The organism is Paenibacillus sp. 11B (genome assembly GCF_030487755.1).
In the GTDB taxonomy this organism is placed as follows: Bacteria; Bacillota; Bacilli; order Paenibacillales; family Paenibacillaceae; genus Paenibacillus; species Paenibacillus vandeheii.
Window position 1 is genome coordinate 186,074 of sequence record NZ_JAUKNS010000008.1, and the last position, 22,142, is coordinate 208,215.

Consider the following 22,142-nt stretch of genomic DNA (forward strand, 5'->3'; position numbering starts at 1 on the left):
AATCCCTACCTTCTATTTTTTGCTTACAGATCTCTAATCGTGTAATGAACCGCTTCACCGAGAAAGTCAGTTCGGGTTAGCCCCTTCTCTCCAAGGAAAGCTCTGTAACTCGTTATCGTACCATCATGTGAAATGATAAAAGTTCTCTCGCCGTGCTCTCTACACCATTGAACTAGCCGTCCAGCATAAACCGCAAATTGATGTTCTTCCATCCGATTAATTCCATCCACCCAGCAATCAAGTTCATAATCAAGAATTCGTAGCCCCGTGTACTGAGCATTTAATTCGTCTTTCGAATAGATTTGATCACAGCGCAGAACGGGAAACTCCGGATTTTGAGGGAACATTCTCGGGCCAACGAGTGGACAGACTGTCAGTTTATCGCCTGATGTTAAGAGGAGTGCCGTTTCTATCGTTCGTTTCGTAGGACTCACCAAAACTACGTCTTCCGATAAGATTTTAATCTGCTTTCGTAACTCAGTCGCTTGCCTCTTTCCTTGTTCAGTAAGTCCCGGATGCAAGTGATTTAGCTGATGAGGATAATTAAGCAAATGTTCAGCGTGACCATGACGAATAAATGTGATTCCCACAGGCTCCTCCTAATTTTGAACGTAATGCTTAAGACCGTCTATATCATACAGATTGCACAAATCCTTTTTCAAAAACACCGGATAAATCTCCATACCTTTTGAGTTCATCCAGATTTACTTTGCCGACCAACCAGAGGAAACCCCCTCCACAAATCCGTTAACAAACGATGGAATAAAAAGTACAATCAACAAAGTTAAACTCCCTATACCCCATCTGACCAATGTTTTACGTTTGCTCCTTACACCTACGATGAACAATATAGCGGTAATGACGATTAGTGTTGCCTCGAGAAATAACATGAAAATAAACCTCCGTTATGTATTGTATTACCGTGCTAAGAAATCTCGTACTATTACTTTAATCTGCTCAAGATTAACTTTAGGCAACTTTCATATACGCTTTGACCTGTTTTGCAAAATGAGCAGCTTCATCTTCAGTTTCAAAAGATCTTTTGGGAATGACATGCGCACTCGCCTTATTAATGAATATATAAAAATATTGCTTCGTTTCACTGAAACTCTCCAGACCTTTCCACTGTGTGGTACCTGCAGTCATATCATTACTCCAGCGAATTTCCTGCTCCGTAATTTCAAGCTTTTGGTCACCCAGTATCCCTTTGCTCTCACGTGCCAACTTCTTAATTTTCCGCTTGGTTCGCACGTAAGTCATTGTATTAGCAAACACACTACTAATCAGAGCGATAATTATACTTTGCACCCATGAATAATCCAGCTGTCTAAAAATAATTGCAATCGCTACAGGCAGAAGACACACAGCAATCAGCATACCTTTCCCATACAGTTTAATCATCGCGAATTTGTTCATTTGCCAATAATCTTCTTCGGTTAAGTGAATTTGAATCATGTTTCTAGTTTCCTCCGTTCTTTAGTATCTCAAAGTGAACCTTTCAAAATCTTCTCTAGCTCCTCCTGACAAGCAGCGCGATTATATTTCAAATTATCCAGCCAGTGTTTGTCCATCTTCAGCAAATGATAAATCTCGGTTTCCAACTCTTTTCTTGCCTGAAGAACCTTTACTGTGCCATCAACACCTTTATATCCTTTCGCGTGTCCCAATCCTTGATTCGTGTAATATTGTGTGAATCCATCTGACCATTCCTTGGGTCTTTCCTGAATTGCCTTGTCAAAGGTATGTGCAAGATCCTCCTGATGAATGTAGATTAGTAGCGGATTCAATGATTGAACGATGCGCTCCAATTCCAAAACATATTGCACGTTTTCTTCTTTGGATTGATTGGTTTTTACCAAACCTATGGTCAGTGGATTTTGAATAAAACAACATTCGAATATAGTGATGGAGTCATCAGACGCATTTATCATACTTTCGGTAAAACCCCGCCATTTTTCGGTGATCAGCTTCATATTTTGTTCAAAAGGCAGTTCATAAATATCTTTGCTGAATATCTCCTGCACCACATGGTCAGGGAAATTCACTCCAAATTCCTCTTTTATTTTGCGATAAGGAATCAGGAACCCCTCCTGATAAGCTTTTGCTCTGCTCTCCAATATATCTTTAAATGTTTCGTGAGCATCGACCAAAGACCTGAACTCTTCCGCAGAATAAAAGGCCACACCATCATAATCAGCAGGATGATCCAGATTCCCTTCCTGGATGAGTTGCACCTTTTTGCCTTGCTCAATCAGAATCTCGGATACCATCTTGGCAATCGTCGACTTTCCTGAACCCGGTAATCCCTCAATAAGTATCAATTGTCTTGTCATGATTTCATCACCCTTAACTTCATATCATTCAGTTGTTGTTAATCGATGTCTGCAAAAATCCATTTCGCAGCATCGCCATCCGCTTTCTTTTTCCAAAACACCATGCTAGGGCCGAACTCTTCCCCGTTCGCTCTTAATTCAGTAACCATCACAAGTGCCTCATAGAGTTTCTTTTGCTCTCGAATCTTGATCTTGCTCATTGAGATCACCTTGCGAACTTTTGAAACTGGCATGCCTGAGACTGGCGATTGTGGATCAAAAAGGCTCATATAGCCCTTCTCATCTTCTTCCCATATATAATGCATGCGAACGTTCATCAGTTGGACGATTTCCAGTTCATCACCTGTATACTTCGTTTCATCAAGGTAAACAGGAGGAATGCCTTTGGGTGCTTCTGCTTCATCGTCCTTCTGCTCGATTGCTTCATCAGTAACGCTTTCCGTCACTGGAATCGTTGGTTTCGGTACAGCTTCATGGGTTGTTTTATCCTGACAGGCGATTAAGAACAGAAATAATAATGACAACACGGTTAACTTTTTCATGCCCAACCCTCCAACATATGCACAACTTCGCCAAGATCTTTGCACTCATAATCCGGTGTAATCTGTTGCGGTTTGGGTTTTCCTTTTCGATTCAACCAGATAGCCTTAATTCCCGCATTTTGCGCTCCTTGTACATCACTCACTAGAGAATCCCCTATATGGATCACCTCATCTCGCTGCAAATCATACCTCTTGATCGCTTCATCAAACATCTCTGACCTTGGCTTATAAGATCGAACATCCTCGCTGGTAATCACTCCGGCCACTTCAATGTTATGTGCCTTCATTGCGGTTTTCACGTCATCCGTATCGATATTGGAAAGAAGATATATAGGGATTTCAAGAGAATTAAGAAAGGGAATTGAATCAGCAAATATGCCCGGGTTACGCCAATGAGCTAACTGTTCCTGATTAAGCGACTCAGCCTGTAGATCCGATTTGAAATGGAGAAGTGTTTCTGCCAGAGATTGCACATTCAGCATTCTTTGCGTGGTAAACTGGCTGCCATGGCTTGCATAAAACAACGTTGAAAAAGCCTTCCACCAATATGCTCCGATCTCATCCGTTGTACATTCAACCTGCGCTGTCGCCTGAACTTGTTGATAAATCACGGGAAGAATGTCATCATCTTCATGAACAACTGTCCCGTAGAAATCAAGGAAAATGGCTTTCATTCTATCCCTCCCACTGGAATGCGCTAATCCGAAAAACTTCCTATGTATGTTAAATTTTCTCTGTAGGTACATCATAACCCATAATGTGGAATTTGCGAATGAACCAAATAACGTAATCCTCCCTCCTTACGGATTCTGCTCAACACAAAAACCACGCTGCTCTGCATGTTCGCATCATACAAAAGCGTGGTATGTCGATAAATCCTTTCCAACTTCCAACATCTGAACAGCAACCAACTATCTTTTAAAGAACATGTTCATTACACCAATGGCTTTAATGTTGATCACATTACCCTCAGCATCCATAAAAATCTCATTATACGTAGTAAAGATTCCCACATGCTGTATATGTCCGCTTCTGAAATTAAGACTTTTTTCCTGGCCGTTCGTGATCTGTGTATACGTCGTTTCATTGATGTCGTAGGAGACATGTATACCATACTCGCTTTCCAGCCATGTATAAAAATCGGTTCTGGTTGGATTGGTAATAATCATAATGACAACTAAAGTGACAAGACTCATAACTACTGGTAATTTACGGATCATGTTGGGTTCATAACTGAAACTACTCTTCATCTTTTTCATTCCGCTGCTTTGTTATCAATTCAACCTTTTTAGCTAATACCCAGCCACTTAATCCATATGATGATGTAATGACCAGGTACAGATATTCCCCTTCAATCAACTTGCTTTCCAGCTCTTCATCCGTTTTATACGAAATAGCCCAGCCCTGACCTCTCTCCTTTTCCAACAAATCGCGGTTGTAATTGATAAAATGATCTAAACCAACGTCGTTAATATCGAAGATAATGCTGCCTTGCATCGGTGTATCAAACGAATGTGCCAATACATCCGAGAAAAGGATATCCGTATCTTCAGACAAATCAGAGTGATACGAACGCGTACGCATCCTAATGCGTTCGTTCTCCAAATCGACTTCGTAACTTAATATGATGTTATCATGCACACTTGGCATTTTATGACTCCTTTCAAAGTTCCATTTAAACTCGTTGGCTGCTCTGTCTATGACCTGTTAAGCAACTGCTCGTCAAACCATACATCCTCATAATCTTCTGCAATCACAAACCGCCATCCCGGCGCAAGTCCGAGGTACTTCTTGATTTTCAGATCCCAGTCATCGATGTGTGTTACATGTAAAGGTACAAAAAAATCGTCTGCATCCGAGTATTTTTCTGCCCAAATATACCATCCGGTTGTATCTCCCTCGGGCTGAATACGCATTCCGTGGATCGGTTCCAACTTCTCTTTGACGTTCCAGGCGATTCCAATCTTATGGTGCAATTCGCTGGGCACATAGTTTGCATTATATTTCTGGCACATCTGCAACTGTTCCTCAATGGAAGCCGTATTTGTCATCATTGATTATCTCATTTCTAGCGTATTGGATATGACTAAAGCAGTTCATAATATTGTTTATAGTTAGAGACCCATTCCTCTTTGGAAAAATCAACAAAGTCATATGGCTCACACTGTCTAAGATAGTTCAACTGTTCTACCGCTTGATCCCCATCCTTCTGTTCCAGATAAGTCACTGTCTTCTCATAACCGGCACCACACAGAAGCTGTACATCAATATAACTGCCCGTATCCTGATTCTTGCGTTTGGCCTGCCAGATCAGCCCAGTGTCCTCTACATTTCCGATGCAGAATAACATAATACATAAGGTTGTGAGATATTCATGATCCACTGCTTCTTGATTCTCGATCTCTTGCTGCAACAACTCCCTGATATGCTGCCTGTGTTTGGTATCTGGATCTAAACCGTACAACTCCAAAATCTCTTTTTCGTCCATCTTCGTTCCCCTTGCTTACTTCAGAATATTGTTTAATTCTTCCGCTTTTTTCCTGCTATCCATTTTAGCATAGAAATAAAAACCAATAATGTGCAGTACGATGGATAAGACCCACATTCCAGGGAACCAGGGAGCAATTAATAGGAACATGTCTGTAGAAAACAACCATACGATCGCCATGCCTCCTACAATATTAAACGTGGAAGAAATGATGATATTCCACAGGGGTTTCATCGTAAAGTAGTTCCACAGTGCATTGTACAATACGCCAAACAGTATAGCGGCAATAGCTGAAATCCCGGCAATATTCCACAAGTAACCCATTTCAATGGACTGACCATTAGAGAATAGTGTGAGTAACAAGGTCACCCACAACGAAGTTACCGTAAACACTTGAAAAAATGATTGCTTCAACTGACTAATCATGATAATTTCCCCCTAAAATTTTTAATGTAAAATCGACTGACAAAGTAACTGGAGCCGTCGTTCAGATCAACCTTGATCCTGGCATGGTTTGTTGACGAGAATTCACTTATATGCCTTGTGTTAATGATGGTTTGATTATTGATTTTCACCAACTGGGATGACCTCAGATCCTCTTCCACAAACTTCAGGCGTTTGTTGAGCAAATACCTTTCCCCTGTAATGACACGCACACAGCACAATCGATCCTCTGATTCAATCGCAACCACCGAACTCAACTCGATCTGCACATTGCGATTGTTCTTAGCATTGATGACAACAAGTTTTGTTTCCGATTGGCAGATCGCTTCTTGGATACTGTCCCAATGGGACTTCTCATCAGGATGGGTTATGACCTTGGCCATGCTTTTTTCCATTAACAGTTCCTCTTCAAAAATGACTTTCATTTACTGTTCCTCCTCTCACAACTCATATTACAAGTAAAGCCACAACAAACCCACAGAATTGCGTTTTGTTGCATGAAATTGCAGGTTTGTTACATCGGTACTGATTTTTCAGCGTATAGACACGATAAAAAGGACTACTCATTCTTTTATGTTAGACTAATTTCGAATTACAGCAGCATCGTTTCGCCTTCAAAATCATGAAAAAAGAACTACCCATGAAGAGTAGTTCTCCTATGTCCTTTACCCACACCTGCTGCTAAAGATCAAATCATCGATCCGTTATCAGCCATGTCTTTGCCTCTTCAGGATCAGCATAAAATGATACAGATTGCCCCATCCCTAGGCTCTTCAATCTTCTTTTTAATTTCCAACGATCCATCCATGATAATCCTACAAATGAGAGCTTATCCAGATGATCTTTGAGATTATTCATATTGCAGATTAACTGATCCAAAACATCTTTGGTAATCTTCGTCTCATACATATCCACCCAAACCTTGAGCTTTTTATTGATCCCTAAGATGAAAGCCTCTTCTTGTCTCATCACATCGAAAAGCTTTTCTTGGTCTTTATGCTTGCTTCCATATTTTAGACAATGGATTTCTCCACCTTCATAATAATAAGGAAAAATGGATCCACCTGGAGATTTCATGAACAGATCACTCCTTATATTTTGAGATTACTTTAGGTGTGGATCTCCGTAATCTCCAGATACATCTCCTGATTTTGCCGAATGATTTCATTCATGTGTAAAATAGCTTCCTGAGCCGTGGCTCGATATTTAGCGTATAGTTCTTCCGTTCTTTGCAGCAGGATCGGGTCTTTCTCCAAATCCGTGGGCAGGACCTCACGCCACGTGTCTCCAACTTTATTTTTATCAGTAATCAAACGCTCGATGTCGTCCAGCAGAGTTACCATTTCATTTTGATTAAAATAGCGCATCCCGTTCTTAATTCCATTCCAGCTCTTCATGTCAATAATGTTGTACGCCGAAAACCAATAAAACTCCGCCAAGCTCTTGGTATGGTTATGATAGGAATAGAATAGAAATATCGCTTGTTGTCCTTCATGTAATTGCCGATATACCTCTGCTTTTGCTGCAACATCTTTACCACGAACGGAGATCAACATCGGTTGGACACATAGCCAGCTAAGCTGCTCAGAACCCAAATCTTCTAGTTTGATTTTAACTTTCAATAACATGCTCCTCTCTACTTGCGATGATTGTAAATTCGAACTTCACTTGAGTCATATGCTAAGGATTCTCCGGTGATTGTACTGCGGGATCATTCTCTCCACCTATTCTACGTCTGGAGGTTTCCTTCCTGCCTGTCGCTGAAACATGATTAGACACTTTAGCTAATCCGAATTTGGGCATATTCGCATATATGGTCTCATATGAACCAGGTTGAGATTTATAAGTTTCATGATATATTCCTACGCTTCCATCCGATCCAACGGTTTGGTTAAATCGTTTCCATGCCTCCAGGTGCAGGCCACCGCGTGCGTATTTCTCCAGCTCATCATAAGATCTCCAATATTGCAGCAGGGTCACTCCACGCCAGCTCATAAAATATTCCGTCCCCAGAAACCCGGTATCCGGGTTCATGTACAGTTCTTTAATCATCGGACCCATGGATTTAAACACTGGTAACCACTTGTGTATGGCCCACAGACGATTAATTCTCATACCAATAATAAAAACAACAAACTCGCCTTCAATCTCAGCTGAATATCTTCCCTTGTGTATGTTCGCCACATTACTCCTCCTTTTTATCAAATATATACTTAGCCCCCGTTTGGAGTGTATTGTGCTTGACGATATTGGCATTACCGTATTCCCGGGCCCTACTCCATTCTATATTGCAAAATCAATTGAAGACCATGAATGCCCATTTTCCGCTCGCCCATATCCAGAAAACCTACTTTCAGATACAGCTTTTGTGCCACAATATTCCCCTCATTCACAGCTAAAATAATTTCATTGACCTTCGGATCAAGCTGCTTAACCAAATCTGGCAGAGCCCTCATAGCAGCCAATGCATACCCGTTCCCCTGATGTTCCATCGTAATGGATAGCGCTCGTACCAGTATCTTTCGAGAAGAATCCCTTTCCTCTACGTATTCAGAATGCTTATGTAATATGAAGAAACCAACTGGAGTCTCATCATTCAAAATCACTACCGGATATTTGTTCGGATTTTGGAATGCCTCCTCAATCACTTGCGCAGGCATTGCAGTAAATTGAACCTGTTCATCACTCAGTGAAAAATTAGCCAAGTCTTGATCGTACTTCTCATGATACGGGGCGAGGATAATCCGTTTTTCCATTTTGAACACCTCTGCTTTCCTTGTTAGCTCCTTCTAATAAATCGGATGGTATAACCAAGCCATCATCATGCTTCTTTCTCTGCCATTAATACTCTTATGATACTTGTCGCGTTATCGAATTTCATTCTATTATTTTTCTGGTTGCAGTCCCATCCTTGTTTTAATGCGTGTTGAATGAGATTCGAAATCAGCTTGGGCTCATAGACAAATATATCCCACGTATCTTCCCAAGGGACAACAAACTCCACAAATGTAGATTTATACGTATTCGAAAATATACGGATTATAAGATCTTGTGCCTGCTCGTCCACAACATACAGGAACAAAATGTCCTTTATCGCTATTTTACGAACTTGTTTCTTGTATACCTTCAAAAATATCACTCCCTTACTTAAGCAATGCCACCTAAATGTTAAAACACCTCCCAATTTGTAAACAATTGTTTCAGTCTCCGGGCTGTCGTATGAATAAACTCTTCTATAGCTTCCATAGATAATATGCTCAAATCACCTAAGGGCTCATTTTCAAGGTTATTTAAAAAGTCTACTTTTTCTTTTCTATACTGATACACCTCTTGCTCCGGCAATCCACCTAAGTCAAAAGCTTTACCTGCTTCCAGCTTATCCAATAAATCATGGCCATCAGACCTTTTTCTCAAAATCATAAATTCCAGCTTCGTAACATCCTCCGTATAAATATTTCTTCCATTGGAATGTTCCTCATATGCGGGATAAATCACGAAAGTCCATACCCGATCCGTATATACATGGGAGATGTACCCGCACAAATATTGCACGAACTTAGGATCACCTTGCGCACGTTTCTTGTTGGAATTGAAAAATGCCCTGAGCTCTTCATCTGTTGCAAACCGTCCTGTCTCTGGCATGAGATGCGTTTTTGCCTTTTCAGCTCTTTCATTCGTTCTCACATGAATAGAGTCAGGTGCAAGACTTCCCACTATAAATTCAGGACTTGGATCAGATAATAATTCAGATGCGATTGCAAAATGAACCATGGGCCAAGGCATAGTAATACTCCTATCTCTATTAAAATGGGGGATTTCCATTATAAAGAATTGCAGATGATACATCCAAAACATGATAAATATACCGAATGCTGATTACACAATGGATAGCCCTCTGGGATCGTTGGCACCTCGTCACCTTCATAAGGTGTTATCCATTCGAGGTAATTTTGAGAATTTACATGTTTTTGCTCAAAACTTTCAATCATATGATAGAAATGTTGAAATGTGATGTTGCTCCATTGCACACTGGGCTCATAAGCCCATCCCGTTTTATGTATCGTTCCTTCGATTGTCTTTAACAAGAATTGTTTCATAGGATAAAAATCTTCTTCTGTCCATGGCATTTCATCCATATCAAACCCAACGCTCCCAAGGTCTACACAATTTTGGTCGTGTTGCGTAAGCCAAATGATAAATTCTTTTTCTCGATCAATTGTTGCAGTCTGCGACCCAGAACTAAAAGCTCGATAATAATGATTCTACAGAATCTTCAATCGACTCAGGCACTGAAAACTGGTTCATAGGCCTCTCCTTTACTTTTTCATATGCCAAGGATGATGGGTTACTACTGCAAACTTAAATGTACTTCAGTGATTCATCTTTTAACCATCTGAATTTTGAATCAACTGATTAAATATGTCTTTATACTGTGTCGAATCAGGAAATTTCTCATTAATAAACTTTATTCTACTCCAGAAGTCATCTTCATAAATTGAATTTGTACCCTCAGCAATTGATAATGCAAGATTGTGAAAAGCGTTTGTCATATAAAATATGAGCAAACTATTTCTTTTGGTATCCTCGACATCTTCAATTGAGGAATTTGCTAATTTGGATGCAATCACACGTATATCTAAAAACGCTTGGTATATTAATGTTTGGTATGCTGAAATTTTGTTCTGTTCCATTTCTACACCTCTTTACTCGTCTCTTTTCAAATGGCCTGCTTCTCCTATAGTCAGCAGCAATGTTCCATAAGAAATTTCACTTTAGAAGATCAAATGCCAAAATGCACAATACACTTCCCATTCACCTCAGCATCTTTTGCTATATTCGCAAGCTTATTTAATTCGTTTATCAATTCAACTCTGTTATACATGAGTTTCTCATAATAGCCCCTCTGTTCATTTCCATCCAAACAATAATCCCCTGTAAGCTTGATCTGATCAGGAGCAAGGTTGAATACATCAATCCATGCGCGAATTAGTTGATGAAACTTCAACAAGGTATCTGTTTCTTCAATAACCGTTATTCCATAGTTGTTCAGTCCACTACATTTTTTACAGGTAGATGGGTTCCACGTATTCAACCAGTTAAGAGAATCCTGAATGTATGAAATGAACTCATCTTCCAAGTAAGCATGTTCATCTGCCATTATTCTACTTTTATGTATATCACCATGAGTATCCCATGAATAAGAGGTGTAGATAGATTCATTTATTTCCGACTTATTTTCAATAACAAAATGGTGCATCGGCATATTTTCGTCCCCTTCCTATGATATAACGCATGTTTTCCCACCAGTGAACTCTTTTCAATCATCATAACCCATGTATTGGTAAATGCGAAGTTATTATATAAGCTCAGAATGATCTACTTTCAATTCCTTTTGGCTAGACAAAACACAAAAAAAGATCCTGTCAGACTCCCAAATAAGGGAGGAGACAGAAACTTCTTGAACATAGAATGAGTTAGATTGAAATAGTGACTAGTCCGTTCTTGCACGTACAAAAGTTTGAGACAGAATCCGGTGGCTCCCAGCGATGTTTTTAATTACAATGCTATACTCAGACTCTACATACTCAATGTGATGTTGTTCATAGTATTTTTTCCAGAATGAAACAGCTGATTGGTTATTGGCCAGTTGCTCCACTTTGAATCTTCCCTGAAATTGTGCAAACACCAGATCAACCGCTTGAGCAGCCAATCCTTGCCCACGATACTTTTTGACCAGAAACAGCTCTTGTACCGTATAGTCAACACCCTCAGCTACATATGGAGGAGAGCAAACCAGCACAAATCCGATTACCTTTCCATCATATTGAATAAAAAACGGATGTAATTCCGATCGTTCCAGATAGAGATAGGTATTCGTCGGATCGTACTTCCCCTCTTCTAGCAAATCTTCACCCGAGAACTCGGAAAGATCATATAAATACAAGTTGTACAGGTTGAGAAATAATTCCTTCTTTTCTGCCAAAATACTTGTGATTTGTACATTCATCATCATTGCATATCTCCCTTATCATGGATTTAGGCTCAAAGCTTATCGTAATACACAGCGCTTGCTGTGCCCTGCTCTAAATATACGGTTTCAGCTAAAACAGATATAGGCAAAGTTTGATTTAAACCATCAAGTATCCTGTCTTGGAGAAAATGCTTATGTATAAAAAGAGACCCTTTACAGAGTCCGTTTAGGCATTTTTGTCGTTTTATTTTTCTTCGCAAGGTATGCAATGGCAAGTGCAACGGGACTAACAAGAGGTAAAAAAGCCATCCCCCCCATAAACGTAAGTATGGAAGCCAGGATCGATATCACACCCAAAAATAACATAAGTGGAGATCCTTTCTTTAACCCTTGAACGAAAAGTACTAACCCTACTGCAAACCACATGACTAAAACGATGCTAAGCATATTTAGAGCCATCACCTCCATTTTTACAGTAACCAACGATATCTATAATTAACCGACCGACACTTATTTGATTAAATAATTAACTACAGGATAGGAAATCACATTCCGGTCCCTATAGGTTGAAATCACCGCTTCGGGATGCGTGCTGAGAATCCCATTTTGCAACATGACAGGTCTAAATCCTCGCTCCATCGCGCCATTATAGGTAAACAGAACACATTCCTCGGCGGCAAATCCCGATATGATCAACAGCTCAACACCGTGACTCTTCAAGATCTGCTCCAAGTCTGTCTGCCAGAATGCGTTGGAACTTTCCTTGGTAACCGTTAGATCCTTCTCATTCACATCAACCTCGGAAATAATACGATACGCCTCTGAATCTGAATCCTCCATCCCCTCCACGTCCTGCACATGAACCACCACATGCCCGCTCGAACGAAGAACATCTGCGACATGATTGATATATTCACAAGCGCGGTCTATTGCTTTTTGATCCAACTTATCCCTTACAATACTCTCTTGCATATCCACGATCAGAAAACCTATTTTCATATAATCTCTCCTCTAAATTTAATTTTCTGCTGATGAAGTTGCATTTTCATTCAAATATTGCATCACGATGTCCACTCTTTCCTTGACGGAATGACGCCCCTCAATCTTCAAAATCGGGCAAGTTAAATCGCTCATCCAGTATTCATGCAGAGCTTTGCTTCTTATGTCTAAACCCCCGTTTTCATATTGCGAGGCCCACGCCAAAAATTCTTTGGATTCCTCATACATGCTTCCACCTCTGGTAAAATCGCATCACCATACCTCAAGGCTTCTCTTGTTCTCAGACGCTCAAGTCTGATCTCATTAGGTACATGCAGAAAAATGACCAGATCAAAAAGCGGCTTCAAACGATCGCCCCAACCACAAACTGCTCCTGAGAGAATCCACTGCTGGTGTTTATTGAGATCTTCCGTAAGCCTCTTTAATCTGTCCAGAGGTTCTCGCGGTGTAGTGAATTTCTCAATCCAAAAATAATCATCCCCATCCAAGTTTACATGAGGGAGCTTCGTTAATAGTACCTGACCAAGGGTAGATGCTCCTGAGCCTGATGCTCCAAAGATATGTATTCGATGTTTGATATCAATGCCTCCTTTATGACTTAATCGCTCCATTATTTCATTTTAGTCCTTGAACAACTCGTTCAGCATCCGGTCGCGGTTTTCCAGGAAACTACGGGTGATCTGATAATGCTCTGTATCCTCATACTCCACTTCCTGGATTCCACCACCGTCAAAACTCAGAATGCATGCCCCCGGATAACCCAATAAAATTGGCGAATGTGTCGCGATAATAAATTGGGAATTAGCTGATAGATCGTGAAGAATGCGCAACAAGGAGAGTTGACGGGCTGGAGATAAGGCGGCTTCGGGTTCATCGAGCAGATAGATGCCTTTGGAATTGAATCGGTTCACAAACAGATTGAGAAAAGACTCCCCATGGGATTGTTCATGCAACGAACGCCCGCCATAGTATTCAAGAGTACCCATCTCATCCACATGGGAGGCAAATTGGTAGAAAGACTCCGAGCGCATGAAGAAGCCTTTTGAGATTTTGGGCAGCCAGGATAAACGCAAATAATCCCCTAATGACGATTCTGCAGCATCAATCTCAAAGTAGTTATTTCTCCCGCCCCCGGCTGTATTAAATCCACATTGATGAGCGATGCCTTCCAAGAGCGTGGACTTGCCCGATCCATTTTCACCAACAAAAAAAGTAATGTTATTATTGAATTCCAATCGCTCCAATGACTGTATGGACGGTATATGAAACGGATATTAATCCGGATTTTCCACTTTATCAGACAGTAACTCCACACTTCGAAGGTACATAGACACACTCCTATTCTTATAACGTTGGACTCCTGCTGGTTTCAGTCCTCTTGATTGATCCACGGATGGATAATCTCTTTGCGGGTGATGATCTCAATGGTCTTGATAAAAAACCAGGTGAACCCGGCATAAAAACCGATATGCGGATACCGGAATGCCGCCGGTTTGTTGCCTTCGTAATAGAAGTGCCCAATCCAGGACAGGGCGTAATGAAGAAGTGCCAGAACCAGCATGATTTTGATATTAATGAACAAAAAAATCCAGGCTACAAACGCCGATAAAAATGCGAAATAATGCAAGATGAGGTTGTTCCGATCCTGATGTTCCTGAAGATAATAACGCAAATCTTTGCGAACACGATTCAACATGCGGTCACACTCATTTCACCTTAAAATGTGATCATGGCTCCTTTTTCATCGAATACGGCGGTTGGATTCCAAGTGACTTCCCAGCAGTTATTCTCCGGGTCCAGAAAATAAGCAATTCTTCCGCCCCAGGCAGCGTCATATGGTTCTCTGATTACATTCCCTCCGGCTTCACGAATTTTTCCAATGGTATCATCCACGTCTTCCGCTTTATCCACATTGATTGCCAGTAACGTTCCCTTCAATCCACCAGATGCACTGAATGTCATACCCGTATCTTTCTCAAGCTCCCGAATAGGATATAACGATAACAATACACCTGTCGTTTCAAAGACACTGTACTGATCTGAACTGATTGCTGTCTCACTCCAGCCAAGCTTCTGATAGAACGAACGCAGTTTGGGCAAATTCATTGCACCAATAGTTACGAGACTAACTCGCTGTGGAACCATATTCTTCTCCTCCCATATCTTTTCAACATGAATTTGGAATAGGATAACTCCAACCTGTTAATAAGTCATGTTTACGTCAATTGTTGTTAAGGACACCCCCTCTTCAGGTTATTGTGGGTACTTTAACCATTAGACAAGAGGTGCATGGTGTCCTGTTTCTTTTGCAAAAAAATCACTGAGTCGGCTAACCGGAACGATCTCCAGCATCTCTATGGTGCTGGCCGCAGTGTTCACACTGGCAATCGCGTCGTTCCTCGTGGGACTGCTGCTCCTGCACTAACAGCGTAATGGACTATTCACGAACAAAAGGTCGAGAACAGAGGTAAGTTTGCTCCTGTTCTCGACCTTTTTCACGGAATAACAGAAGATCCTGTTAATTAGCGATTCCTTCTATTTTCTTCATTTATGAATATGCACGAAGCAATTCCGGAAAAGCGGAGCGTTCGCCTTTGGCCCGGAGGATCAATAGCAATTGGAGGAATGCTTCGTTCCCGGAGCGTTTCACCACATAAAAAAGAGAAGCCCCAGTTCAATGGAGCTTCTGGGACTTCCTCCGCCTATCCAACCGACACAGTACTCTTCTCGTCTTCAGGCACCACGGCATAATGCAGTTCCGTCTCCAGCTCCTCCGTGTACCACTCCTGCTGCTCTGCACTCCAGCCTGCCCGTTCGGCCATGAGCCCAATAACCTGTGTTTTCCACTGCTTCACCCAGGCAATATTGAAGAAGAGAGCGCCGGTGCGGCGGATGAAGAAATCAGCCGGCGTGACCGCCATCTCCTCCTCCATGGCGTACAGCAGCGGTACTCGCACCTCATCCGGAAGCGCATCCTCGGCCTGGCCCTGCTTCGGCCGGGCGGCAATGGCGAACAGCCGCTCAGCGTTGGAGCCGTAGCGTTTGACCCAGGCTTCCGCCAGTTGGCGTGGCACTCCGTGAGAAGCGCCCTTATCGGCAGTTGATCGCACGAAGCCCTCAAAACCCTTGGAACCGCCCACATCGCCGCCGGACATGGTCAAGTCTCTGGTAACTGCGCCGCCATAGGAGGCACCTGCCCGGTTCTTCAGCAGCTCTGCTGCCCGATCCACGACCATCTCCGCCATTTTACGGTAGCCTGTCAGCTTGCCGCCCGCAATAGTGACCATCCCGGATGCCGACTCCCAAATTTCATCTCTGCGCGAAATTTCCGAGGGATCCTTGCCTTCCTCATAAATCAGTGGCCGTACCCCCGCCCAACTGGATTCCACATCCTCAGCGGTGATTTTCACGTCCGGGAACATATAGTTGATCGCATTGATAATATAGGTGCGGTCCGCCGTAGTCATTCGCGGATGGGCCGTATCCGCCTTATAAACCGTATCCGTCGTTCCGACGTAGGTTTTGCGATCCCGCGGGATCGCAAACACCATCCGCCCATCCGGCGTATCGAAATAGATCGCCTGGTGCAGCGGGAAACGCTGCTGATCGAAGACCAGATGCACACCTTTGGTCAGCTGCAGCATCTTGCCTTTCTTGGACCCGTCCATTTCACGCATCGTGTCGACCCACGGCCCCGCCGCATTAATAACCAGCGTAGCCCGCACATCATAGCCCTCGCCCGATGCACGATCCTTCACATGGGCTCCGATCACACGACCATTTTCGTAGAGCAGCTTGGAGACCCTGGCATAGTTAGCTGCCAGAGCGCCGGAGGCGACCGCCTTTTTCATGACCTCGATCGTCATCCGGGCATCATCTGTTCGGTATTCCACGTAGGTGCCGCCGCCCTTCAAGCCTTCACGCTTCAGCAGCGGCTCTTTGGCGAGCGTCTCCTGTGCATCATGCATCCGTCGCCGCTCACTGTGCTTGACACCCGCCAGCCGGTCGTATACCTGCAGCCCGATGGAGGTCGTGAACTTACCGAACGTTCCCCCTTTATGCATCGGCAGCAACATACGTTCCGGCGTCGTAACATGCGGTCCGTTCTCGTATACAATCGCCCGCTCCTTGCCAACCTCGGCCACCATCCCGACTTCAAACTGCTTCAGATAACGCAGACCACCGTGAACAAGCTTCGTGGAGCGGCTGGAGGTTCCTGCCGCAAAATCCTGCATTTCCGCCAGCGCCACCTTCATGCCGCGTGTAGCCGCGTCGAGTGCAATCCCTGCTCCTGTAATGCCGCCGCCGATCACCAGCACATCGAAATGCTCTCCAGCCATCCGCCGCAGCAGCTTGGCCCGTTCTTTTCCCGCAAATTGAACTGTTGTCATATATTTTCCTCCAATTTCTATTTAAATACACCTATCCCAAAATAATCCTATAGCACGACAAAAAAGAGACCACGAAACTGCACCCACGGCGGTGCCGGGTGTATCGTGGTCTCTCCGAATCTCCTGACAAGGATATTAACTTGGATTCATCGTAACATACTGCTACGGAAAAATAAAGTATAAATCCGCCGCTTTTCAGCTGGTTATTATTTGAAGGCCATAGCGGCATGAACCGCCTTTTTCCAACCTTCATAAAGCCGCTCCCGGGTATCCTCATCCATAGCCGGCTCAAAGGAGCGCTCCACCTTCATGTGCGCGCGCAGCTCATCAAGGTCCTTCCAGAAGCCAACAGCCAGACCGGCCAGAAAAGCGGCACCCAGAGCTGTCGTTTCGTGAATTGCGGGACGCTCCACGGTAGAACTGAGAATATCGCTCTGGAACTGCATCAGGAAGTTGTTCAGAACCGCGCCGCCGTCCACCTTCAATGCCTTCATTTTGATACCCGAGTCGCTCTCCATGGCTGTCAGCACATCCCTGGTCTGATAAGCCAGGGCCTCCAGCGTGGCGCGGATGAAATGCTCCTTGGTCGTGCCGCGTGTCAGTCCAAACATAGCTCCGCGCACATCACTGTCCCAATACGGGCTTCCGAGCCCTACGAAGGCTGGAACCATATATACCCCATCGGTCGACTCTACACGGGCAGCATAAGCTTCGCTATCCTTCGCCTCTTTGAACATGCGCAGTCCGTCGCGCAGCCACTGAATGGCCGAGCCTGCCACAAAAATACTGCCTTCCAGCGCATACTGCACCTTCCCCTCTTCCAATCCCCAAGCGATCGTCGTAATCAGCCCATGCTCGGATTCGACCGGCTGATCCCCTGTGTTCATCAGCATGAAGCAGCCCGTGCCATAAGTGTTCTTGGCCATGCCTTTGTCATAACAGGCCTGCCCGAACAGAGCCGCCTGCTGGTCGCCTGCTGCTCCGGCGATCGGCACGTTCTGGCCGAAGAAATGGTAATCGACGGTATGAGCGTACACCTCGGAAGAAGGGCGAGCCTGCGGCAGCATGCTTTGCGGCACACCCAGAATTTCCAGTAGCTCTTCATCCCATTTCAATTCATGAATGTTGTACATCAGCGTTCTGGCCGCATTGGAATAATCCGTTACGTGCGCCTTGCCGCCAGAAAGCTTCCAGATCAGCCAGGTATCAATCGTGCCGAACAGCAGCTCGCCGCGTTCAGCCTTCTCACGCGCGCCTTCCACATGATCCAGAATCCATTTCACCTTGGTGCCGGAGAAATACGGATCGATCAACAGCCCTGTTTTGCGGCGGAATACGTCGTTCAATCCCTGTGCTTTCAGCTCTTCGCAAATTTCGGCGGTCTGGCGGGACTGCCATACAATCACGTTGTATACAGGAAGGCCGGTTGTTTTATCCCATACCACGACCGTTTCGCGCTGGTTGGTAATACCGATGCCGGCAATTTGCGCGGCTTTGACGCCCGACTCGGACAAACAGGAGGCGATGACTGCGAGAATCGAGCTCCAGATTTCATTGGCGTTCTGCTCCACCCAGCCGGGATGGGGGAAGTATTGCGGGAATTCATGCTGTGCCGTATATACGATTTCACCCTTGTGGTTGAATAAAATAGCTCGGGAGCTGGTCGTTCCTTGATCCAGTGACAAAATATATTTTTCCATAAATTACATCCTCCTATATAGTTAATTGAACAATCATCAAGCTACCAGCTTGCCAGCGGTTTTTGCTCCATTCTTGCGCCCGGCCTGCAGAGCAATAACGAGCACAACAGCGATTAGAACCAGCACCACCCAGAACGCCGGAATCAAGGCTCCTTTAAATACAGCACTGTAAAAAAGACCTCCGAACGAACCGCCCAGCAGCGGACCCACAATCGGGATCCACGCATATTTCCAATTGGAGCTTCCTTTGCCCGCGATCGGCAGCAGGAAGTGTGCAAGACGTGGTCCCAAATCCCTTGCGGGGTTGATCGCATAACCTGTCGTACCGCCCAGGGACAAACCGATGCTGACGACCAGGAAACCGACGAGCAGTGGATTAAGTCCTTCTGTGAAAGTGTTAGCCCCCATAGCCTGGAGAGCGAGCACAAAAATAAACGTCCCAATCATCTCGCTAAGCACATTCGAAAACGGATGATCAATCGCCGGCCCGGTGGCAAATACGCCCAGCTTCGCGCCCGGGTCCTCGGTGGCCTTCCAGTGCGGCAGGTAATGCAGATAGACAATCGCTGCACCGGCCATTGCCCCGATCAGTTGAGCGATAATATACGCAGGTACGTCTGCCCATGGGAACGATCCCTGGAATGCCAACGCCAGCGTCACCGCCGGATTCAGATGCGCCCCGCTGATTCCGCCAACCGCGTAAACCGCAAACGCTACCGCCAGTCCCCAGCCCATGCTGATAACGATCCAGCCTGAGCCCTTCACGAGTGATTTATTCAACGTCACCCCGGCGCAAACTCCTGCACCCAGTGTAATCAGAATCATTGTGCCTACCAATTCGGCTAAAAATGGTGTCATCATCCTATCCCCCTTAATTTTCCTAGCAAACTTCGTGTAACCACTTTCAAACGCACGAAAAAGAGAAGAGCCGTCACAAAACATCCCCCATGCTGCAGCATGGGATGTCTGTGTGGCTCTCCTCGTCTCCGTCACGATGTATTAACTTGAGTTGATCATATCGTAACATGTAAGCGGTGTCAATATGATTTTTTTCACAGACTGTACTGATCGAACAGACTCTTATTCGAGGTGGTGACCGCCGTAGCCCCGGCAGCGAGCGCCAATTCCACTTCCTCGACAGTGCGGATCAGCCCTCCGGCAAGAATGGGAATGCCTGTCCGCTCACTGACCTCGGGAATCATTTGCGACATGACGCCGGGTAACACCTCAATAAAATCCGGCTGTGTTTTCTTGAGCAGCGAGTAGCTCTTCTCCAGCGCAATCGTATCCAGCATGAACAGGCGCTGAATGGCCAAAATCCCCTTCTTCTTGGCTGTTGTAATGACGCCGGCGCGGGTGGAAATGATGCCAAACGGCTTAATCTCCTGGCAAAGATACTGTGCCGCATATTCGTCGTTCTTCAAACCCTGCACCAGATCGGCATGCAGAAGCATATTCTTCTCCCTGCCGCGGGCCATCTGATACAGGTTGCGGAGCTGCGCCACATGCGTATCCAGAAATACTCCGAACTTGTAATCACTATCCAATATCGCTTCAAACTGCTTCATGTTCTTGGCAGCCGGTATAATCTGCTGTCCGTAAAAAGCCATGTCCCGCCTCCTAGAAGGTACCTTTTCATTTACACATTCCCTATATTAAACGACGAACAGACGGATGACAAAATTATGGTTGACGGTGTCATATCAGCTCCTATATGATGTAGGAAGAACGTATTATATAAAAACATAAAATGAATTGGCGTGTTACCACCCCAGAGGGCATGAGCCAAGAAGCGACGAGACCATACTCGCTTCTTGGCTCTTTTTGTCGTTCCTGAATGAAAGCGTTAACTTTAGAAACGAGGAGGCGGTGAACCGTGAGTAAAGGAATGATGCTGCAGGTGGAGCGGGTCGTCGGCAGCAATATTGTTCTGGCCCGGTCGCACCAGAATACCAAGGAGTACGTGCTGATCGGCAAAGGGTTGGGATTTGCGTTCAAGGGGGAAAGCACCGTGCAGGCCGATGATCCGCGGATTGAGAAAAGGTTCCGACTGGAGGACCGGGAGGAGTGGGGGCAGGCGCAGGAGCTGATGAAGGACTTGGACCCCAGTGTCATCGACATCTCTGACCGGATTATCCGTCTCATCGCTGAGCAGTTTCCCGGCAAGCTGAATGACAAGATCTACCTTGCTCTTCCGAGTCATATTCAGTTCACCTTATATCGGCTTCGCAACGGGATGGAGATTCTGAATCCTTTCCTTATGGAGACAAAGCTTAGTTTTCCGAAGGAATTCGAAATCGCCTCGGAAGCGGCGGCCATGATCGGAGAGGCCTTTGGCGTAGAGGTCCCGGAGGATGAGGCCGGGTTCCTGACATACCATGTGTACTCCTCCGTAAACCACGTTCCTGTCGGACAGCTGGTTAAGGTATCAAATGTGATCAGCAAGCTTCAATCCATTATTGAAGAGGAGGGTGGCGTTCGCTTTGAGCAGGGCAGCCTTAGCCAGGCAAGACTCATGATACACCTGCGCTTCTCCATGGAACGCCTGTATCAGCAGCCGATGACGGCCCCCACTTTCGCACCATATGTGCAAAATGAGTATCCGTCCGAATACCAGCTGGCCAGAAAGCTGAGCGCTGTAATGGCCGAGGATTTAGGTACAGAGGTACCCGAGGAAGAAACGGCTTTTCTCGCCATGCATTTATACCGGCTTTTTCAAACCCATGCCAAAACCAACAACAGAAAGGACAACACACAATGATCTGGAAATGGAAAAACAACAAATCTGCCAAAACATCTGAGACGATATCCGTCGCCTCCCCACTCACCGGAACCTGCGTCAGTTTGGAAGAAGTGCCTGACGAAGCGTTCGCGCAAGGACTTATGGGACCGGGAGTTGCAGTGATTCCCCAGGAGGGCAGGCTGGTCGCCCCTATCGACGGCACTGTGGTGCACCTGATCAAATCGCATCATGCCGTAATGATTGAGCATGCTTCCGGGCTGCAGCTGCTGCTGCATATCGGTATGAATACTGTCAGCCTGAAAGGACAGGGCTTCACACCCCAAGTGCAGACCGGGGATCAGGTCGCTGTCGGTCAGACCCTGATTGAATTTGACCTGAATGCGATCGCTTCGGCCGGTTATCCGGTCATCACCCCTGTCATCGTTGCGAATGCGGCAGAACAGCCGTGGGAGTCACACCCGGAGTATGGCAATGTAGAAGCAGGCTTGGGAACTATCATGAAAGTCAGCTTGCCCAAATAACATAAATCAC

30 protein-coding genes and 3 pseudogenes are annotated in these 22,142 nt (G+C 44.8%); 3 read left to right on the forward strand and 30 right to left on the reverse strand.

Annotated features, from left to right (window positions below):
- Nucleotides 1-23 precede the first annotated feature (23 nt).
- The 26 genes and pseudogenes from Q0V21_RS28200 to Q0V21_RS28325 form a co-directional block, all read right to left on the reverse strand.
- Entirely contained in the window at nt 24-590 is a 567-nt protein-coding gene (locus Q0V21_RS28200; protein WP_301881679.1) for a histidine phosphatase family protein, read from the reverse strand.
- Nucleotides 591-969: 379 nt separating this feature from the next.
- Nucleotides 970-1,455, reverse strand: coding sequence for a YcxB family protein (locus Q0V21_RS28205; protein ID WP_079346432.1), 486 nt, complete (start codon nt 1,453-1,455; stop codon nt 970-972).
- 29 nt (nt 1,456-1,484) lie between these two features.
- Nucleotides 1,485-2,333 (reverse strand): adenylyl-sulfate kinase, encoded by an 849-nt coding sequence (locus Q0V21_RS28210; protein WP_301881682.1) that lies wholly within the window; start codon nt 2,331-2,333, stop codon nt 1,485-1,487.
- A 38-nt stretch (nt 2,334-2,371) separates the two neighbouring features.
- Complete coding sequence (locus Q0V21_RS28215) at nt 2,372-2,875, reverse strand: hypothetical protein (protein ID WP_301881684.1); 504 nt, start codon at nt 2,873-2,875, stop codon at nt 2,372-2,374.
- A complete protein-coding gene (locus Q0V21_RS28220; protein WP_301881685.1) occupies nt 2,872-3,549 on the reverse strand; it encodes an HAD family hydrolase in 678 nt (225 codons plus the stop codon). The genes Q0V21_RS28215 and Q0V21_RS28220 overlap by 4 nt, the downstream gene beginning before the upstream one ends.
- Nucleotides 3,550-3,786: 237 nt before the next feature.
- Complete coding sequence (locus Q0V21_RS28225) at nt 3,787-4,125, reverse strand: hypothetical protein (protein WP_301881686.1); 339 nt, start codon at nt 4,123-4,125, stop codon at nt 3,787-3,789.
- The gene (locus Q0V21_RS28230; protein WP_301881687.1) at nt 4,115-4,525 is read right to left on the reverse strand and encodes a hypothetical protein; all 411 of its coding nucleotides are present in this window, start codon (nt 4,523-4,525) and stop codon (nt 4,115-4,117) included. Before Q0V21_RS28230 ends, Q0V21_RS28225 begins: the two co-directional genes overlap by 11 nt.
- Nucleotides 4,526-4,572: 47 nt before the next feature.
- Nucleotides 4,573-4,929 (reverse strand): immunity protein Imm33 domain-containing protein, encoded by a 357-nt coding sequence (locus Q0V21_RS28235; RefSeq protein ID WP_256984635.1) that lies wholly within the window; start codon nt 4,927-4,929, stop codon nt 4,573-4,575.
- A gap of 32 nt (nt 4,930-4,961) precedes the next feature.
- The gene (locus Q0V21_RS28240; RefSeq protein WP_301881688.1) at nt 4,962-5,363 is read right to left on the reverse strand and encodes a hypothetical protein; all 402 of its coding nucleotides are present in this window, start codon (nt 5,361-5,363) and stop codon (nt 4,962-4,964) included.
- Between the two features lie 15 nt (nt 5,364-5,378).
- Nucleotides 5,379-5,789 (reverse strand): hypothetical protein, encoded by a 411-nt coding sequence (locus tag Q0V21_RS28245; protein ID WP_301881689.1) that lies wholly within the window; start codon nt 5,787-5,789, stop codon nt 5,379-5,381.
- Entirely contained in the window at nt 5,786-6,232 is a 447-nt protein-coding gene (locus tag Q0V21_RS28250; protein ID WP_301881690.1) for a LytTR family DNA-binding domain-containing protein, read from the reverse strand. The genes Q0V21_RS28245 and Q0V21_RS28250 overlap by 4 nt, the downstream gene beginning before the upstream one ends.
- 268 nt (nt 6,233-6,500) lie before the next feature.
- Nucleotides 6,501-6,884, reverse strand: coding sequence for a hypothetical protein (locus Q0V21_RS28255; RefSeq protein ID WP_301881691.1), 384 nt, complete (start codon nt 6,882-6,884; stop codon nt 6,501-6,503).
- Nucleotides 6,885-6,916: 32 nt separating this feature from the next.
- Nucleotides 6,917-7,429 carry a hypothetical protein gene (locus Q0V21_RS28260; protein WP_301881692.1) on the reverse strand — a complete coding sequence of 171 codons (513 nt, stop codon included), beginning with the start codon at nt 7,427-7,429 and terminating at the stop codon, nt 6,917-6,919.
- A gap of 58 nt (nt 7,430-7,487) precedes the next feature.
- Nucleotides 7,488-7,991 (reverse strand): DUF4188 domain-containing protein, encoded by a 504-nt coding sequence (locus Q0V21_RS28265; protein WP_301881693.1) that lies wholly within the window; start codon nt 7,989-7,991, stop codon nt 7,488-7,490.
- A gap of 89 nt (nt 7,992-8,080) precedes the next feature.
- Entirely contained in the window at nt 8,081-8,563 is a 483-nt protein-coding gene (locus Q0V21_RS28270) for a GNAT family N-acetyltransferase (protein ID WP_301881695.1), read from the reverse strand.
- Nucleotides 8,564-8,628: 65 nt separating this feature from the next.
- Entirely contained in the window at nt 8,629-8,937 is a 309-nt protein-coding gene (locus tag Q0V21_RS28275; RefSeq protein WP_301881697.1) for a hypothetical protein, read from the reverse strand.
- A gap of 38 nt (nt 8,938-8,975) precedes the next feature.
- Complete coding sequence (locus Q0V21_RS28280; RefSeq protein ID WP_301881698.1) at nt 8,976-9,590, reverse strand: zinc dependent phospholipase C family protein; 615 nt, start codon at nt 9,588-9,590, stop codon at nt 8,976-8,978.
- Nucleotides 9,591-9,628: 38 nt separating this feature from the next.
- Nucleotides 9,629-9,943, reverse strand: a complete 315-nt coding sequence (locus Q0V21_RS28285) for a hypothetical protein (protein ID WP_301881699.1) — start codon at nt 9,941-9,943, stop codon at nt 9,629-9,631.
- Nucleotides 9,944-10,192: 249 nt separating this feature from the next.
- Nucleotides 10,193-10,498: a hypothetical protein gene (locus Q0V21_RS28290; protein WP_301881701.1), complete on the reverse strand. Its 306-nt coding sequence runs from the start codon at nt 10,496-10,498 to the stop codon at nt 10,193-10,195.
- Nucleotides 10,499-10,587: 89 nt separating this feature from the next.
- Complete coding sequence (locus tag Q0V21_RS28295) at nt 10,588-11,070, reverse strand: hypothetical protein (RefSeq protein WP_301881702.1); 483 nt, start codon at nt 11,068-11,070, stop codon at nt 10,588-10,590.
- Between the two features lie 228 nt (nt 11,071-11,298).
- Entirely contained in the window at nt 11,299-11,820 is a 522-nt protein-coding gene (locus Q0V21_RS28300) for a GNAT family N-acetyltransferase (protein ID WP_301881703.1), read from the reverse strand.
- A 468-nt stretch (nt 11,821-12,288) separates the two neighbouring features.
- Nucleotides 12,289-12,777 (reverse strand): cysteine hydrolase family protein, encoded by a 489-nt coding sequence (locus Q0V21_RS28305; protein WP_094937679.1) that lies wholly within the window; start codon nt 12,775-12,777, stop codon nt 12,289-12,291.
- Nucleotides 12,778-12,795: 18 nt separating this feature from the next.
- Nucleotides 12,796-13,355 (reverse strand): annotated as a pseudogene (locus Q0V21_RS28310) (AAA family ATPase).
- Nucleotides 13,356-13,397: 42 nt separating this feature from the next.
- Nucleotides 13,398-14,105: pseudogene (locus Q0V21_RS28315) on the reverse strand (AAA family ATPase).
- 41 nt (nt 14,106-14,146) lie between these two features.
- Nucleotides 14,147-14,473: a DUF962 domain-containing protein gene (locus tag Q0V21_RS28320; RefSeq protein ID WP_024628187.1), complete on the reverse strand. Its 327-nt coding sequence runs from the start codon at nt 14,471-14,473 to the stop codon at nt 14,147-14,149.
- A gap of 20 nt (nt 14,474-14,493) precedes the next feature.
- Entirely contained in the window at nt 14,494-14,922 is a 429-nt protein-coding gene (locus tag Q0V21_RS28325; RefSeq protein ID WP_301881704.1) for a VOC family protein, read from the reverse strand.
- 178 nt (nt 14,923-15,100) lie between these two features.
- Between Q0V21_RS28325 and Q0V21_RS33030 the strand changes: the two are divergent.
- Nucleotides 15,101-15,202 (forward strand): annotated as a pseudogene (locus Q0V21_RS33030) (CidB/LrgB family autolysis modulator); the annotation flags it as partial.
- A 277-nt stretch (nt 15,203-15,479) separates the two neighbouring features.
- Here the strand turns inward: Q0V21_RS33030 and Q0V21_RS28330 are convergent.
- From Q0V21_RS28330 to Q0V21_RS28345, 4 genes are all read right to left on the reverse strand, one after another.
- Entirely contained in the window at nt 15,480-17,168 is a 1,689-nt protein-coding gene (locus Q0V21_RS28330) for a glycerol-3-phosphate dehydrogenase/oxidase (RefSeq protein ID WP_301881705.1), read from the reverse strand.
- Between the two features lie 206 nt (nt 17,169-17,374).
- The gene (gene glpK, locus Q0V21_RS28335; RefSeq protein WP_094937673.1) at nt 17,375-18,868 is read right to left on the reverse strand and encodes a glycerol kinase GlpK; all 1,494 of its coding nucleotides are present in this window, start codon (nt 18,866-18,868) and stop codon (nt 17,375-17,377) included.
- 36 nt (nt 18,869-18,904) lie between these two features.
- Nucleotides 18,905-19,726 (reverse strand): MIP/aquaporin family protein, encoded by an 822-nt coding sequence (locus Q0V21_RS28340; RefSeq protein WP_301881825.1) that lies wholly within the window; start codon nt 19,724-19,726, stop codon nt 18,905-18,907.
- A gap of 194 nt (nt 19,727-19,920) precedes the next feature.
- Nucleotides 19,921-20,478, reverse strand: coding sequence for a glycerol-3-phosphate responsive antiterminator (locus Q0V21_RS28345; RefSeq protein ID WP_301881706.1), 558 nt, complete (start codon nt 20,476-20,478; stop codon nt 19,921-19,923).
- A gap of 266 nt (nt 20,479-20,744) precedes the next feature.
- Between Q0V21_RS28345 and Q0V21_RS28350 the strand changes: the two genes are divergently transcribed.
- Nucleotides 20,745-21,629, forward strand: a complete 885-nt coding sequence (locus Q0V21_RS28350; RefSeq protein ID WP_301881708.1) for a PRD domain-containing protein — start codon at nt 20,745-20,747, stop codon at nt 21,627-21,629.
- Nucleotides 21,626-22,132: a PTS sugar transporter subunit IIA gene (locus Q0V21_RS28355; protein WP_024628180.1), complete on the forward strand. Its 507-nt coding sequence runs from the start codon at nt 21,626-21,628 to the stop codon at nt 22,130-22,132. Before Q0V21_RS28350 ends, Q0V21_RS28355 begins: the two co-directional genes overlap by 4 nt.
- The last annotated feature ends 10 nt before the right edge of the window (nt 22,133-22,142 follow it).

What these genes read in the sequence shown, in the direction of transcription:
- Q0V21_RS28205 (WP_079346432.1), bottom strand. Translation starts at nt 1,455, where the DNA reads ATGATTCAAATTCACTTAACCGAAGAAGATTATTGGCAAATGAACAAA.
- Q0V21_RS28210 (WP_301881682.1), bottom strand. Translation starts at nt 2,333, where the DNA reads ATGACAAGACAATTGATACTTATTGAGGGATTACCGGGTTCAGGAAAG.
- Q0V21_RS28215 (WP_301881684.1), bottom strand. Translation starts at nt 2,875, where the DNA reads ATGAAAAAGTTAACCGTGTTGTCATTATTATTTCTGTTCTTAATCGCC.
- Q0V21_RS28220 (WP_301881685.1), bottom strand. Translation starts at nt 3,549, where the DNA reads ATGAAAGCCATTTTCCTTGATTTCTACGGGACAGTTGTTCATGAAGAT.
- Q0V21_RS28225 (WP_301881686.1), bottom strand. Translation starts at nt 4,125, where the DNA reads ATGAAGAGTAGTTTCAGTTATGAACCCAACATGATCCGTAAATTACCA.
- Q0V21_RS28230 (WP_301881687.1), bottom strand. Translation starts at nt 4,525, where the DNA reads ATGCCAAGTGTGCATGATAACATCATATTAAGTTACGAAGTCGATTTG.
- Q0V21_RS28235 (WP_256984635.1), bottom strand. Translation starts at nt 4,929, where the DNA reads ATGATGACAAATACGGCTTCCATTGAGGAACAGTTGCAGATGTGCCAG.
- Q0V21_RS28240 (WP_301881688.1), bottom strand. Translation starts at nt 5,363, where the DNA reads ATGGACGAAAAAGAGATTTTGGAGTTGTACGGTTTAGATCCAGATACC.
- Q0V21_RS28245 (WP_301881689.1), bottom strand. Translation starts at nt 5,789, where the DNA reads ATGATTAGTCAGTTGAAGCAATCATTTTTTCAAGTGTTTACGGTAACT.
- Q0V21_RS28250 (WP_301881690.1), bottom strand. Translation starts at nt 6,232, where the DNA reads ATGAAAGTCATTTTTGAAGAGGAACTGTTAATGGAAAAAAGCATGGCC.
- Q0V21_RS28255 (WP_301881691.1), bottom strand. Translation starts at nt 6,884, where the DNA reads ATGAAATCTCCAGGTGGATCCATTTTTCCTTATTATTATGAAGGTGGA.
- Q0V21_RS28270 (WP_301881695.1), bottom strand. Translation starts at nt 8,563, where the DNA reads ATGGAAAAACGGATTATCCTCGCCCCGTATCATGAGAAGTACGATCAA.
- Q0V21_RS28280 (WP_301881698.1), bottom strand. Translation starts at nt 9,590, where the DNA reads ATGCCTTGGCCCATGGTTCATTTTGCAATCGCATCTGAATTATTATCT.
- Q0V21_RS28285 (WP_301881699.1), bottom strand. Translation starts at nt 9,943, where the DNA reads ATGGATGAAATGCCATGGACAGAAGAAGATTTTTATCCTATGAAACAA.
- Q0V21_RS28290 (WP_301881701.1), bottom strand. Translation starts at nt 10,498, where the DNA reads ATGGAACAGAACAAAATTTCAGCATACCAAACATTAATATACCAAGCG.
- Q0V21_RS28295 (WP_301881702.1), bottom strand. Translation starts at nt 11,070, where the DNA reads ATGCCGATGCACCATTTTGTTATTGAAAATAAGTCGGAAATAAATGAA.
- Q0V21_RS28300 (WP_301881703.1), bottom strand. Translation starts at nt 11,820, where the DNA reads ATGATGATGAATGTACAAATCACAAGTATTTTGGCAGAAAAGAAGGAA.
- Q0V21_RS28305 (WP_094937679.1), bottom strand. Translation starts at nt 12,777, where the DNA reads ATGAAAATAGGTTTTCTGATCGTGGATATGCAAGAGAGTATTGTAAGG.
- Q0V21_RS28320 (WP_024628187.1), bottom strand. Translation starts at nt 14,473, where the DNA reads ATGTTGAATCGTGTTCGCAAAGATTTGCGTTATTATCTTCAGGAACAT.
- Q0V21_RS28325 (WP_301881704.1), bottom strand. Translation starts at nt 14,922, where the DNA reads ATGGTTCCACAGCGAGTTAGTCTCGTAACTATTGGTGCAATGAATTTG.
- Q0V21_RS28330 (WP_301881705.1), bottom strand. Translation starts at nt 17,168, where the DNA reads ATGACAACAGTTCAATTTGCGGGAAAAGAACGGGCCAAGCTGCTGCGG.
- glpK (WP_094937673.1), bottom strand. Translation starts at nt 18,868, where the DNA reads ATGGAAAAATATATTTTGTCACTGGATCAAGGAACGACCAGCTCCCGA.
- Q0V21_RS28340 (WP_301881825.1), bottom strand. Translation starts at nt 19,726, where the DNA reads ATGACACCATTTTTAGCCGAATTGGTAGGCACAATGATTCTGATTACA.
- Q0V21_RS28345 (WP_301881706.1), bottom strand. Translation starts at nt 20,478, where the DNA reads ATGGCTTTTTACGGACAGCAGATTATACCGGCTGCCAAGAACATGAAG.
- Q0V21_RS28355 (WP_024628180.1), top strand. Translation starts at nt 21,626, where the DNA reads ATGATCTGGAAATGGAAAAACAACAAATCTGCCAAAACATCTGAGACG.